The 13,572-nt window shown below is 65.4% G+C and carries 12 protein-coding genes; 9 read left to right on the plus strand and 3 right to left on the minus strand.

Annotated features, from left to right (window positions below; translation table 11 throughout):
- Positions 1–714: 714 nt before the first annotated feature.
- The gene (locus FHU38_RS00285; RefSeq protein ID WP_232285487.1) at positions 715–1,686 is read right to left on the minus strand and encodes an AraC family transcriptional regulator; all 972 of its coding nucleotides are present in this window, start codon (positions 1,684–1,686) and stop codon (positions 715–717) included.
- A 161-nt stretch (positions 1,687–1,847) separates the two neighbouring features.
- Here FHU38_RS00285 and FHU38_RS00290 point away from each other — a divergent pair, with 161 nt between their 5' ends.
- The 4 genes from FHU38_RS00290 to FHU38_RS00305 all read left to right on the plus strand — a co-directional run bounded on the left by FHU38_RS00290 (position 1,848) and on the right by FHU38_RS00305 (position 6,213).
- Positions 1,848–2,168, plus strand: a complete 321-nt coding sequence (locus tag FHU38_RS00290; RefSeq protein ID WP_167175259.1) for a 2Fe-2S iron-sulfur cluster-binding protein — start codon at positions 1,848–1,850, stop codon at positions 2,166–2,168.
- A 17-nt stretch (positions 2,169–2,185) separates the two neighbouring features.
- Positions 2,186–3,574, plus strand: a complete 1,389-nt coding sequence (locus FHU38_RS00295; protein ID WP_009156877.1) for a cytochrome P450 — start codon at positions 2,186–2,188, stop codon at positions 3,572–3,574.
- 14 nt (positions 3,575–3,588) lie between these two features.
- On the plus strand, positions 3,589–4,773 hold the full coding sequence (locus tag FHU38_RS00300; protein ID WP_208415497.1) for an NAD(P)/FAD-dependent oxidoreductase: 1,185 nt from the start codon (positions 3,589–3,591) through the stop codon (positions 4,771–4,773).
- Between the two features lie 828 nt (positions 4,774–5,601).
- Complete coding sequence (locus FHU38_RS00305; RefSeq protein ID WP_009156875.1) at positions 5,602–6,213, plus strand: TetR/AcrR family transcriptional regulator; 612 nt, start codon at positions 5,602–5,604, stop codon at positions 6,211–6,213.
- Positions 6,214–6,305: 92 nt separating this feature from the next.
- On the opposite strand, the gene FHU38_RS00310 is transcribed toward FHU38_RS00305, so the two are convergent.
- Positions 6,306–6,650, minus strand: coding sequence for an AMP-binding enzyme (locus FHU38_RS00310; RefSeq protein WP_083841003.1), 345 nt, complete (start codon positions 6,648–6,650; stop codon positions 6,306–6,308).
- 30 nt (positions 6,651–6,680) lie between these two features.
- A complete protein-coding gene (locus tag FHU38_RS00315) occupies positions 6,681–8,570 on the minus strand; it encodes a sigma-54-dependent Fis family transcriptional regulator (RefSeq protein WP_009156874.1) in 1,890 nt (629 codons plus the stop codon).
- A 330-nt stretch (positions 8,571–8,900) separates the two neighbouring features.
- Here FHU38_RS00315 and FHU38_RS00320 point away from each other — a divergent pair, with 330 nt between their 5' ends.
- From FHU38_RS00320 to FHU38_RS00340, 5 genes are all read left to right on the plus strand, one after another.
- The gene (locus FHU38_RS00320; RefSeq protein ID WP_009156873.1) at positions 8,901–9,257 is read left to right on the plus strand and encodes a VOC family protein; all 357 of its coding nucleotides are present in this window, start codon (positions 8,901–8,903) and stop codon (positions 9,255–9,257) included.
- A 28-nt stretch (positions 9,258–9,285) separates the two neighbouring features.
- Positions 9,286–10,470 (plus strand): LLM class flavin-dependent oxidoreductase, encoded by a 1,185-nt coding sequence (locus FHU38_RS00325; protein ID WP_009156872.1) that lies wholly within the window; start codon positions 9,286–9,288, stop codon positions 10,468–10,470.
- Between the two features lie 112 nt (positions 10,471–10,582).
- Positions 10,583–11,719, plus strand: coding sequence for an acyl-CoA dehydrogenase family protein (locus FHU38_RS00330; protein WP_243852321.1), 1,137 nt, complete (start codon positions 10,583–10,585; stop codon positions 11,717–11,719).
- The gene (locus FHU38_RS00335; RefSeq protein WP_009156870.1) at positions 11,716–12,777 is read left to right on the plus strand and encodes an acyl-CoA dehydrogenase family protein; all 1,062 of its coding nucleotides are present in this window, start codon (positions 11,716–11,718) and stop codon (positions 12,775–12,777) included. Before FHU38_RS00330 ends, FHU38_RS00335 begins: the two co-directional genes overlap by 4 nt.
- The gene (locus FHU38_RS00340; RefSeq protein WP_009156869.1) at positions 12,770–13,570 is read left to right on the plus strand and encodes an enoyl-CoA hydratase/isomerase family protein; all 801 of its coding nucleotides are present in this window, start codon (positions 12,770–12,772) and stop codon (positions 13,568–13,570) included. The genes FHU38_RS00335 and FHU38_RS00340 overlap by 8 nt, the downstream gene beginning before the upstream one ends.
- Positions 13,571–13,572: the final 2 nt, after the last annotated feature.

Raw genomic sequence — 13,572 nt, forward strand, 5'->3', positions numbered from 1 at the left:
CGACTACCGCTGCCGCCCTTCCCCATGCGCGCAGGCTTTCCCCGGCTCCGAGTACTACGGCGGCTCCGCCCCGTCTCGGATCGATCAGCGGTCGGTGCGCTCAACCCCGCGTTCGCCGCCGGATGCGACGGACAGGGGTATGAACCGAGACGGTTCCCGTGTTCACTGTGATTCGCTCGGCGAAGGAGGAGCCCGACTGTGTCCCAGCGACCTCGCCAACGGGTACGCCGCAGACTTTTCCCGTGGCCTCCCAGAACAGCTCTTGTATCCCGCGCTGGAAGTTCCCGCCACAACGGTACGCAGCGGGACGCGCCGCACCCGGCCCATATCCACCAGGTTCGAGCCGGTGTCCCTATTGAAGGACGTAAAACGCCGGTTCCTCGCGTACTCCTTTCCGCCACGCTCGCCGGACCCGCACCATCTGGCAGTACTGGCCACGCCCCGGCTTTGTCAGGGCTGCTCCCACCCTCCCCGGCACCACCCGGATCAGGCTGCCCTCAGCTACACCGCCCTGCTACGACAGGACAGCGGCGAAGGTCTCTCACCTCCACTCGAATCACAGCGCCTCACGGCGCAAACAAGATCACGGACAGTCCCACAGTCCCGCTTGGGGGTCAGCCGGGTGACTGATGGACGGCCTCCGAGGGTCTGTCAAACAAGTTTCGGACGCGCCCCGGCCGCAGTCCTTCCGAGGGGCTGCGCTGGGAGCCGTGCTCAAGGGTGCTGGTGGGCGCGTCGGAAGTGGCTCGGTGAGTTGCCGGTCCATGCTTTGAAAGCGTGCGAGAAGTTGGTGACGTCGCTGTAGCCGAGTTCGGCGGCGACCTCACTGACCGACGTGGACCGGTCGAGCAGCCGTATCTGGGCGCGGTCGAGCAGGGACTTCTGGAGGAGTTCGCGGAAGCTGGTTCCCTCCGCGGCGAGGCGGCGTTTCAGGGTACTCGAGGAGATCGAGAACTCATCCGCGATTGACTGGATTGTCTTCAACCCTGGCCTGTCCTCCAACAGCTCCCGCACTCTGCGGGTGAAGTCCTGGGTGCCAGCCCGACGTTCGAGCGCCTGCTGGAGGTCAGTTATGGCGACTTCGTAGGCGAGTGGGTCGGGGAAGCGGCAGGCCGTGTGCAGCGTCCGTGCAGGGATGTGCAGGTAGGACAAGGGGGCGTCGAAGACGAGCCGACGCCCTGGCCATGCCTCTCGAGACAGGACGCTCGGCTCCGGCCAGCGACTATGCATGGTCACCTCCGACGTGTCGCCGACCAGCAGGTCGATCAACCGCATGAGGGCCAGCCCGCAGTAGGTGACGACTAGACAGTCCAGGTCGGGTTCTCCTGCGTTCCCGGACAGCCGAATCGTCAGGTCCTCCGGCTGGCGATCGAACTGGGTAATGACGGCCTTGGTGATAACCGGAAGATAGGTCAGCAGCTGCACGACCTCGGCGACGGTTCCTGCGCTGACCAGCGGCACGCTCATCGGCCCGAAGGACGTGAGCTGGGCCTGTTCCGCGCAGGCGATCCCCAGCCGTGTCGCCTGCTCGGCGTCGAGTTCGGGATAGACCTCGCGAAACCACCGCAGCGGTGCTTGCGCTTGGGTCTGGATCAGAGTCAGCTCGCCGGTTCCCTCGCGCGCCATTATGGCGCGGAACTCCTCCACGGCGTTCTGATCGATCGCTGAACTGCTCAGCAGTTGCACGAACACAAGAGATGGGACGCCTGGCTCGTCTCTCCACATGGCGATCCTCACGTGATCCGAACTCACAACAGGATGGCGCGGCTTCGACATGGCCTTGTCGGACGCCGACGACAATCATGAAGGAAGTGTCCGTCTTGTGGTCAAGAGTGGGGTAGTTGTCGATGGCAGTCGTTACTTTCGTGTCGCACGACGGGGAGAAGCACGAGGCGCCCCTCGAGGAGGGCTGCTCGCTGATGCAAGTCGCGAAGAACAACGCCATTCCGGGCATCGATGGCGACTGCGGCGGAGAGGCCGCCTGCGGCACCTGCCACGTGATCGTGGATCCTGCCTGGGCCGACAAGGTCGGCCCGTCCGGTCCGGTGGAAGAGGAGATGCTGTCGATGAACCCCGAGCGACAGGCGACGTCTCGGCTGTCCTGCCAGACCAAGGCCTCCGAGTCATGGGATGGCCTGACCGTGCAACTGCCCGAATTCCAGATGTAGCAGGAGGTGTCGACGAGATGAAGATCCCTGAAACAGTCAAGAGGAAGGTCGAGGCCGCCATCCCGCTGGATCGACAGGTCCAGGCCGCACACCTCTACGACAAGGGCCGACGCTGGCTGACCCGCACGAACGGGCAGAAGATGTTCGTCGAACGCCCGATCCCGCCGGTCGAAGAAGTCGCGCTCGAAGACATCGACCTCAGCAACCCGTTCCTCTACCGGCAGGGGCGCTGGGCCTCCTACTTCAAGCGCCTACGCGACGAGGCCCCGGTCCACTACCAGCCTCACAGTCCCTTCGGACCGTTCTGGTCGGTCACGCGTCACGCCGACATCATTGCGGTGGACAAGAACCACGAGGTCTTCTCCGCGGAACCTCTCATTGTCATCGGGGCGCCGCCGCGGTTCATGGACATCGCGATGTTCATCGCCATGGACCCGCCCAAGCACGACGTTCAGCGCCGCGCCGTCCAAGGGGTGGTGGCTCCGAAGAACCTCCGCGAGATGGAGGGCCTCATTCGCGAGCGCGTCAGGGACGTCCTGGACAACCTGCCCGTCAACGAACCCTTCGACTGGGTGAGCACCGTGTCGATCGAGCTCACCGCCCGCATGTTGGCGACGCTACTGGACTTCCCCTTCGAGCAGCGGCACAAGCTCGTCGAGTGGTCAAACCTGGCCACCTCGATGGAGCAGGCCAACGGAGGCCCCTCCGACAACGACGAGCTGTTCCGCGGCATGGTGGGCATGGCGCGTGGACTCAGCGCATTGTGGCATGACAAGGCCGCCCGCCTCGCGGCCGGTGAAGAGCCCGGGTTCGACCTCATCACCATGCTGCAGAGGAATGAGAGTACCAAAGACCTGATCAAGCGTCCCATGGAGTTCGCTGGCAACCTGATCCTGCTCATCGTCGGGGGCAACGACACAACGCGCAACTCGATGAGTGGTGGCGTTCTCGCGCTGAACCAGTTCCCCGACCAGTTCGAGAAGCTCAAGGCCAATCCGGACCTGATCCCGAACATGGTCTCGGAGATCATCCGCTGGCAGACTCCGCTTGCCTACATGCGCCGGATCGCCAAGACCGACACCGTGCTCAACGGCCAGTTCATCCGTAAGGGTGATAAGGTGGTAATGTGGTATGCGTCCGGCAACCGCGATGAGACTGTGTTCGAGCGACCGGACGAGTTGATCATCGACCGGCCCAACGCCCGCAACCACATCGCTTTCGGGTTCGGCGTGCACCGGTGCATGGGCAACCGGTTGGCCGAGCTGCAGCTGCGGATCCTCTGGGAGGAGATCCTCCCGCGCTTCGAGAGGATCGATGTAGTCGGGGAGCCGGAATACGTCCAGTCCAACTTCGTTCGGGGCATCAGCAAGCTGATGGTCGAGCTCACCCCCAAGGGCGCCGGATGAGCTCAGCGCGCACGGTGGTGGTCGGTGCCAGTCATGCCGGGGCACAGCTGGTCACCAGCCTCCGCCAGGAGGGCTGGTCCGGTGAAATCGTGCTGGTCGGTGACGAGTCGGTGCTGCCCTACCAGAGACCTCCTCTGTCGAAGGCTTACCTCGCTGGCAAGTGCTCGCTGACGGAGTTGGCCATTCGCTCCCAGGACTTCTACCTCAAGCAGGGCATCGAGTGCCTGGACGCCTGCGTGGAGGAGATCGATCGTTCGGCTCGCCAGGTCCTGCTCAGCACGGGGGACAGACTGTCCTATGACGCCCTGGCTCTCTGCACCGGCGCACGCCCACGACGCCTGCGTGCCGCCGGCACCCAGCTCGATGGGGTGCACTACCTACGTCGGTCATCCGATGTCAAGCGGATCCGCGAGCACGCCATCCCCGGACGTCGTGCCGTCATCGTCGGTGGTGGTTACATCGGCCTGGAGACCGCCGCGTCGTTGCGCGCGCTGGGTCTTGACGTCACCGTGCTGGAGGCCGCAGACCGTGTCCTCGAGCGGGTGACCGCTCCTGAGGTGTCGGCATTCTTCACGCGCGTCCACCAACATGAGGGAGTCGACGTGCGGACGAGCGCATCGGTCGAGGCCCTGGTCGGCGACCACCGCGTCCGCGAGGCGGTCCTGGCGAGCGGCGAGCTTGTGGCAGCCGATCTCGTGATCATCGGGGTCGGTATCGAACCGACCACGGAACTGGCCGAGGCAGCCGGCCTGGCGGTGGACGACGGGATCTTGATCGACGCGCACGCGCGCAGCAGTGATCCCACCATTGTGGCCGCCGGGGACTGCGCCTCGCAGGACATGCCACGCTACGGCCGACGGATTCGCCTGGAGTCGGTGCCGAGCGCGGTGGAGCAGGCGAAGGTGGCAGCGGCGACCATCTGTGGAAAGGACAAGGAGGTCACAGCGCCCCCGTGGTTCTGGTCGGATCAGTATGACCTCAAGCTCCAGATCGCGGGACTCAACACGGGCTATGACGACATCGTCCTGAGCGGTGACCCGACCGCCGACCGCGATTTCACCTGCTACTACCTCCGGAAGGGCGAGCTGATAGCCGCTGACTGTGTCAACCGTCCCCGGGACTTCATGACCACCAAGCGCATGCTCGGCCAGGGGACCGCAGTCGATATGGCCACCCTGAAAGCAAAGGTTGCGGTGTGACGAAGCGGGCCGACCGCTGACCGTGGTCACCACCGAGGCACCGCCCAGTGCGGCGAACAAGGATGACTTGGATGTCGACAGCGTGGACGGCGGTGGGGCTTCTGTCTATCATTCTGGGCGTCGGTGAATCGCGTCGGTTGCAGACGTGAGGCACGCCCCCAGAGACGCACGCGGTCCTGCATAGTGGCTGGTGTTGCTCATTCGCAAACCGCTGCTGCTGGTGGCCAGGAGAGTGGACTGCCGCGGCACGGAACGCCTCGCCGAGACGGGAGGTGCGGTGCCGGCGGTCAGCCCTGTCTCCCGAACCGATCCGTTGTTCCCGGCGGAGATGATCCTGGACCAGAGGGCCGGATCCCCGGTTCATGGCAAAGACGAGCCCGTTTCAGAGCAGAGCTGTCGGCTGGTGGTTTCGGCCGGCCGGCCACATCGAGGTCGATCGTTCAACAGCCGAGCTGGGCTCCGCGCCGCGGTCGAAGCCGTGGATCGCGCGCGCCTCGTCGTCTACCCGAAAGGATCGATCACGAAGCGGCCGGAGGGACGTCTGATGTCGCTCAAGGATCGGGTACTGTTCGCATCGCGCTGGAGACGAGACGTCAGCTCCATTGACTCCCGTTGCACAGTGGGGCGTGCAGACGATCGTGCCGGCCTACGAACGGAGGGTGGTGTTGGGCCGTCGTCGTCGGCAGTTGGTGCGGGGATACTAGCGGGCCTTTGTCCAGTTGTACAGCGTCACGACCAGGGGTGCCGACGACCACGCACGGTAGCTTGATCTTGTCCAGATCGGTGGCGGGAGTCGGTAGCGAGACAGAGATCGCTACCCTGTCTTTCATGCGGGCACACTCCATGCGTGAACGGTTCAGGGAGCACATGCGCTCGGCTGTACTCGAGGCTGCCCACGACTTGATCATCGACCGCGGCTGGGACCGGGTGCGCATGGGGGAGGTGGCGGACCGAGCCGGGGTGTCGCGGGCAGCTCTCTACAAGGAGTTCGGTGACAAGGCCGGCCTCGGAGAAGCCGTCGTGCTTCGGGAAGCCTCACGCTTCCTGGAGGGCATCCAGGGGGCGCTGGAGGCGCACGTCGGCGATGCGAAGCGCGGCATCGCCGCAGCCGTCGACTACACCTTGGACGAGGCGGGGCGTAGCCCCCTGCTCAAGGCGGTGCTCATCTCCAACCGCGACCTGAATGGGGGGAGCCAAGCGTCCACGGGGATGCTCCCACTGCTCACGACTTCCGCGCGACTCCTCGACCTCGCCTCCGACACCCTGGCCGGATGGGTCGCGGAGAGTTACCCGAGTCTTCCCGAAAACGATGTCATCGACGCGGCCGACACCATGGTCCGCCTGACAGTCAGTCACCTGGCGCTGCCCAGGTGGGACCGAACCGCGACAGCACGCAAGATCTCAGAGGTCGCGGTCCGGTTCCTCTCCCTCGAATCGTGACCTGCGCCGGATTAGCATTACGGAAGCAGTCTGAACTGAGCTCAGCGGCGTACTGCGTGTTCGTCTGCGCCCTGCTGCTGACGTAGCACCGTTTAGAGAACCTTGCCGGTCGCTGTGCGGTGCAACTCAGCCACGAACTCGACCCGGGTAGGGCACTTGAAGTGGGCAAGCCGCCCCCGGGCGTACGCGATGAGCTCCTCGGCCGTCGCCTCGGCGGCGTTCTGGAGCGCCACGGTGGCCACTGGCGTCTCGCCCCAGCGGATGTCGAGGACGCCGACGACGGCCACTTCACGGACGGCCGGGTGCCGGTAGAGCTCTCCTGCTCGACAGTATCTCCGACAGGGCCCAGTCAGGGCGCCGATCCGGGCGCCGTGGCCTTGAGCGTCTTCGAAGCCAGCACCGTCGCTGGCCTCAACGCGGGCCGTCCGCCGATCCATCCGTCGACGCAGCGCGCTTCTCCGCCGCGATCAGCGAGCCGGTCCTCGACGGTCTCGCGACACCTGGCAGTGGGACTGTCCGATAAGTTGATCAGACAGCCCCATCTGGAGTTCCTGGGCGGTGGAGATGCCGAGGGTACGGATCTTGCGGTACAGGGTGGCGCGGCCGATGCCCAAGATTCTTGCCGCTTGCGTCCGGTTGTTGCCGACGCTGGCTAGTGTTTCGATGATCAGTTCGCGTTCCGACTGGTCCATTACGGATAGTTGTCGTTGGTGTGCACGTTTGAGCACCCAGGTCGGTAGGTGGTGCGGTTGGATCTCCTGGCCGTCGCTGGCGTTGAGTGCGGCGGCAAGGGCGTCTCGTAACTCGGCGATGTTGCCCGGCCACGGGCTACGCATCAGTGCTTGGAGCGTTGGCAGGCTGCAGTGTGCGGTGGGTTGACCGGCGAGTTCCGTGAGCAGAACCGGCGTCAGGTCGGCGATGTCCTCGGTGTGCTGGGCCAGCGGCGGAACCCACAGGTGGTGCGGGTAGGACGCGAGGGCTTGTTCGAGCCACTCATTGGTGTGGGTCGTGGTTTGGGCGGTGACGATGAGTCGTCCGGTTGTCGATGCGGACGTGGGATGGGGGCTGGTCGCCGCGAGGGCCCGCAACTGCGCCTGCGCCTGTGTCGGAAGGTATTCGATTCGCCGTACGATGACGTTGTCGCCTTGCCCAAGGGTTTCGTTGGCCCGGATGATCAGGTTCTTGGGCGCGGTCTCGGTGGGGTCGGCGGCGTTGAAAACCCGCAGTCCCCGGGCGGGACTGGACAGTTCGTGCAGATACTTGGCCAGGTAGAGCTTTCCGCTGCCCGGCTCGCCCGTGATCGCTACCGGATCGGGGAGCTGAGCCAGTTCCTGGATACGCGTGGTGATGCGGCGCCACTGTGGGCTGCGTCCCGCTGGAGGCGTGATGCCCGTGCTGGTGGCCGTCACGGATGGGTGGGAGCCCGTGCTGACGTGGCGGGGCCGGATCGGATCGAGGTACAGCACGACTCCGGCAGGGTGGTGGGATCCGGTCGTGACGGGTTCGCACCGGACACGGTACCGCCCGTGCGTGAGGTCCACGCTTACTTCGGAGCGCTGGGTACGGGCCAACTGTGTGGACGCGTCCCAGAGTACCGCCTGGTCGTGGGGTGTGAGATTGCCGCTGGCGATGGGGTTGGTGAGGATCATGTTCGGGTTGAGGCCGAGTATGGCGCCTCGATGCAGACGGCGGGCACGGGTGAACGCCTCGACGAGGGCGACATCGGCGGGGGAGGACAGGTGGCTCAACCGGGTTTCGATGTGCTGTACCGATTCGGAGAGCAGAGCGGGGATGAGCGGATTGTAGTCGTCAGCGAGGCAGGTAATGTCGAGAACTCCCTCGACGGCTCGGGTGACCGGGTTGTGGATGGGGACCCCAACGCACGACAGGTGGCGTAGGAAGTCCGCGTAGTGTTCTTCGCCGCGAACCGCGACCGTTCGAGCTTCCTCCAGGACTGTGCCTAACCCGTTGGTGCCGGCATACTCCTCCGCGAAGGCGAACCCAGGGGCCGCGTGTGCGTTGTCCAATGCGCTGTACAGCGGCTTCTCGCCAACCCAGCGCCGCACAATCCGCGCCTGCCGGTCGGCGAGCAGGATGCTGGTGGAGGTATCGGCCAGGGAACTGGCGAGACGTTCCACAACCGGCGTGGCCGCCTTCAGCAGTCGGCTGTCACTGTCGAAGTCCGGATCGTAGGGTAGTTCAGCCTTCTTGTCAGGGGTTATTCCGCAGGCTGCGGACCGGCGCCATGACAGCGCGATCTCGGCACGTACGGACAGCTGCGGGGGCTCGTGGCGTGCCTCAGGTGTGGCCGTCCCGCCTGAGGCACGGCCACCGGGTGCGACTGAGGTGGGCTCCATTGCCTGCACTCCATCGTCCACGGGGTGTGACGTGATCGTCCGACCAGAGTAGGGCGGAATCCCGTTGGCCCGATTGTCTCACTTTGAGACACAGGTCACCTTTGCTTGACGCGGCTTGAGTGGGCTCCGCCCAGAAGTCGTTGACCTGAACCTTCGGCCATCATGTGCCCGACACGCTGCGAAAACGCGCGGTCGACCCCGCTCGGCCAGACGCGAGGCATGGTCGTTGTCTCACATTGATACGGCGTGCTCGTCCGCGTGGCGGGTAACAATCTGTTTCCACAGGTGAAACCTCGGCCCAACTCGCGAGATCGGACGAATGGAGTGTTTGTGTCTGATTCGAAGTGTGATTTGCGGTCTATCCTGCTCCCCGCGTCCGATTTGGAAAGTTCGTTGGCCTTTTATCGAGATGGATTGGGGCTCGGTGTCCGGATGCGGGATCGGGACGACTATGCCGAACTCTCCGCCGGGTCGATAAAGCTCGCCTTGGCGATTCCGGCTGACCATCCGGTGCCGGAGTCGGCGTTGCCGGTGTTCCGGAGCGAGGACGTCTCGGTTGCGGTGTCCCGGCTGCTGGCGGCCGGTGCGACGGTGTTGTCCGGGCCGGTTGAGGGGGCGCACGAGATTCGGGCGGTATTGCGGGACCCCAGCGGGAACCCTTTCGTGGTCTACCGAAGCCGGGCTTGACCAGTTAACCGATGTGAGGAGTAAGTTTATGAAGGAGATTTTGTTCTACCTGCCAGCCGTGGGTAGTTATGACCAGATGAAGAAGGGCTTCGCTGGGGTCAACGACAAGAACTACCAGAACATGCTCTTCCAGATCACCAAGCAGGCGCAACTGGCTGACGATCTCGGGTACTGGGGCGTCGCGTTTACGGAGCACCATTTCCACATCGAAGGCTTCGAGGAGTCGAACAACCCGATCCTGCTCGATCTGTACATCGCGATGCAGACACAGCGGATCAAGGTCGGGCAGATGGCGAACGTGCTGCCGTTCCAGAATCCGATTCGGCTGGCCGAGGACCTCGCGATGCTCGACCAGATGACGCGCGGACGCTCCTTCGTCGGGATCGCCAGGGGGTATCAGAAGCGGTGGGCGGACGTGCTCGGGCAGACGTACCACGTCGGCGCCACGTTCTCCGACAAGTCGGAACGTGATGTGGCCAACCGCAAGCGGTTCAACGAGCACTGGGAGATCATGAAGGCGTTGTGGAGCGAGCGCACGACGTCTCTGAAGACCGAGAACTGGCAGGTTCCGCCACCGGGAATCGATTTCAATCACGAAGCGGTGAACGCGTATGGGGGCGGGCAGGACAAGCAGGGTGTGATCACCGAGGTCGGCATCGCCCCGAAACCGTATCAGAAGCCGTGGCCGCAGGTGTTCCAGCCGTTCAGCTTCAGCGAGGAGTCCTTCCGGTTCTGTGCTCGTGAGGGCATCGTCCCAATCGTGATGAACACCAATGACGAGGTCATTTCTCGGTTGCTGGACGTGTATCAGGAGGAGGCCGAGGCGGCGGGTCGGGGGGCGTTCAAGCGCGGCCAGGGGGTAGGCATTTTCCGCGATGTGCTGGTGTCACGAGACGCCGACGAGGCCCATTACTGGGCCCGGCGCGGTAATGGTTTCATCTTCCCGAACTGGTTCGGGCCGATGGGCTTTTCCGAAGTGATGCGCAATCCCGGCGAGACCGGCCAGATCGGGTCCGACTACGACACTCTGTGTGAGCGTGGGTTCGAGTTCGTCGGTACGCCCGACGACATCAACCGCCAGATCGAGAAGTTGGTGTCGCAGCACGACCCTGAGTATCTGCTGCAGTGGCAGTACCCAGGACCGATTCCGCACGACGTGCAGATGCGCAGCATCGAGCTGTGGGCCTCCGAGATCGCTCCGAACTGGCTGTGAGGCACGTGGCCGCCGCAGCCGGACCATTCCTCTCGCCGATCGGCTGCGGCGGCGGATCCCTCTGTCAGAACTGGAGACACTGATGAGTAGCCGTGTTCTACCGATAGATGTGATGCGGGTTTCGCCGGACCTGGAACCGCTCCGGTCCGAGGTACGTGCGTTTCTCGATTCCGAGATCCGGCGAGGTGCGTTCACCCCCCAATGTGATTCCTGGTTGACCGGCTGGGATGAGCCGTTCTCGCGGCGGCTGGCTGAGCAGGGGTGGGTTGGCATGACCATTCCGCGCCGGTACGGCGGCCAGGGACGGACGGTGCTGGATCGGCAAGTGGTACTTGAAGAGCTCCTCGCCGCGGGGGCCCCGGTGGCGGCGCACTGGATCGCTGACCGCCAGACCGCCCCCTCGCTGTTGCGCTACGGCAGCGAACAGCAGCGGGCGGAGTTCCTGCCTGAGATCGCGGCGGGACGCTGCTACTTCGCCATCGGCATGAGCGAACCGGACAGCGGCTCCGACTTGGCTTCCGTGCGGACACGAGCGGTCAGAGTGGCTGGCGGTTGGCGGCTGACCGGGACGAAGGTGTGGACCAGCGGAGCACATCGGGCGCAGTGGTTCTTCGTGCTCGCCAGAAGCGCACCGGATTCCGGAGAGCGGCACGCCGGGCTGAGCCAGTTCATCGTGAACCTGCGTGCCGAGGGTGTCACCGTACGGCCGATCCGGCTGCTCACCGGTGAGCACGAGTTCAACGAGGTACGGCTGGACGGAGTGTTCGTCCCGGATCGGTATGTGCTGGGTGAGATCGGCAGCGGTTGGGGCCAGGTCACCTCTGAGCTGGGTTATGAACGCAGCGGACCGGAACGCCTGCTCACCACCTTCCCCCTGCTGGCCGCGCTCGTCTCCGAGGTACGCCGACGCGCGGACCGAGACCCGGCGGCAGTCGTCGAGATCGGCGCGCTCACGTCCCGCCTGCTCACCCTGCGGCAGTTGTCGTTGTCTGTCGCAGGAGTGCTCGCGGCGGGCAAACCCGCCGACGTGGCCGCCGCGCTGGTCAAGGATCTGGGCACCCGGTTCGAACAGGAGGTGGCCGAGCGGGCGCGGATACTCGCCGACGAGATGCTGGATCCGGACGCGGCGCCGGGCACGTTCACCGGCCACCTTGTTCGCGGTCTGCTTCATTCCCCCGGATACACCCTGCGCGGTGGCACCAACGAGGTGCTGCGCGGGGTCGTCGCCAAGGCGTTGGAGCGCGCATGAACGAGGAGTTGCACGCGATCGCGGCGACCGCGGCTCAGATCTGCTCGGAGTGGACGCCGGAGGCCGCGGCCCGGTACTCAGGCGGGTGGGCTGACGAGGTATGGGACTCCTTGACAAAGGCGGAGTTCACCGTGCTGCCGGTGCCCGAGTCCTCTGGTGGGGCCGGGGCGGGGCTGGCCGAGGCCGCGGTCGTGGTGCACGAGATCGGACGCGCCGCGGTGCCGGTGCCATTGGCGGAGACGGCGCTGCTGGCAGGGTGGCTACTGGCCGCAGCCAGCCGGACGGTTCCGACCGGTCCGCTGACCGCGTCGGCGCCCACGGACATGACGGTCGACCGATGCCCTGGGGGGTACCGGTTGACGGGGAAACTGTCCAGGGTTCCCTACGGCCACCTGGCCGAGCGGGTCGCGGTGCTGCTTGACCGTGCCGAGCCGCTGGTGGCGGTCCTGGACTCGCCGAGGGAAGCGTGGGAACGTGGCCGTAACCTGGCCGGAGAGCCCCGGGATACTTTGCTGCTGCAGGACACTTTCGTGCCGGGCGAGGACGTCACCGAAGTGGACGCCACGATTTCCGGCAGGGCATTTCGGGTTCGCGGTGCGCTTGGCCGGGCACTGTTGCTCAGCGGGGCCATGGAAGCCGCACTCGATTCGACGATCACCTACGCCGGGCAGCGGGAGCAGTTCGGCCGCCCGATTTCCCGGTTCCAGGCCGTCAGCCATCACCTCGCGGCGATGGCCGGGGAGGCGGCGGCCAGCACCACGGTCGCGATGTCGGCCGCCACAGCTGGTCAGCAACCGGACTGGATCCTCACGGCAGCGGCCAAGGCGCAGGCCGGTCGTGCCGCGGGCGTGGTGGCGCGACTGGCCCATCAGGTACACGGCGCGCTTGGCTTCACCGACGAGCATCCGTTGCGGCTGATCACCACCCGCTTGTGGTCATGGCGCGACGAGTTCGGCAATGAGCGGTTCTGGGAGCGGGAACTCGGCGCGGCTGCCTGCGCCGCACCAGATCTGTGGACGCTTGTGACCGACCCGGCGGAGGTGCGCGCAAATGGCTGACCTGGAGTACTCCCGGGCTGACGCGGTCGCCACCATTATGCTCAACCGCCCCGAGCGGAAGAACGCCTTCACCCTTCAGATGGTGCGTCACTGGGCGGACGCGCTGCACGAGGCGGCCAAGGACGATCAGGTGCGGGCGGTCGTGGTGCGCGGTGCAGGCGGCGCGTTCTGCTCCGGTATCGACCTCGACGAGTTGACCTCCGTGGATCCGGCGCCGCTGTCGCGTCGGCGGATGCTCACCGACGAGGTACACCGGGTGGCACGCGCCCTGGAGGCCCTGGACAAACCGGTGATCGCGGCGGTACAGGGGACCGCGGTGGGCGCCGGTCTGGACATGGCGCTGATGTGCGACATCCGTCTGGTCGGCGAGTCGGCCCGGTTGAGCGAAGGCTACATTCACGCGGGCCTCATCCCAGGCGATGGTGGCTGCCTGTGGCTTCCCCGGCTGGTCGGCGTTGCCCGCGCACTCGAACTCCTGCTCACCGGCGACGTGGTAGACGGCCCGAGGGCGGAGCGAATCGGACTCGCCAACCACTGCTACCCCGACGGCGAATTGCTCACCCGCACCTACGAGCTCGCCGCCCGCCTCGCGGCACTGCCCCCGGTGGCGGTCGGCTTCATCAAGCGTGCGACATACGAGTCGTTGCACCTGGACGCGCGAACGCACTTGAACATGATCGCCTCACACATGGCCGTCGTGCAATCCACGGAGGACTCGGCCGCGACGTTGGCGGCGCTGCGCGCCAAGCGGAAAAAAGGTGTCAAACGATCCGAGCCCAAACTCCCAGAGTGAAA

It is taken from the genome of Saccharomonospora amisosensis, from assembly GCF_011761185.1.
GTDB lineage: Bacteria > Actinomycetota > Actinomycetes > Mycobacteriales > Pseudonocardiaceae > Saccharomonospora_A > Saccharomonospora_A amisosensis.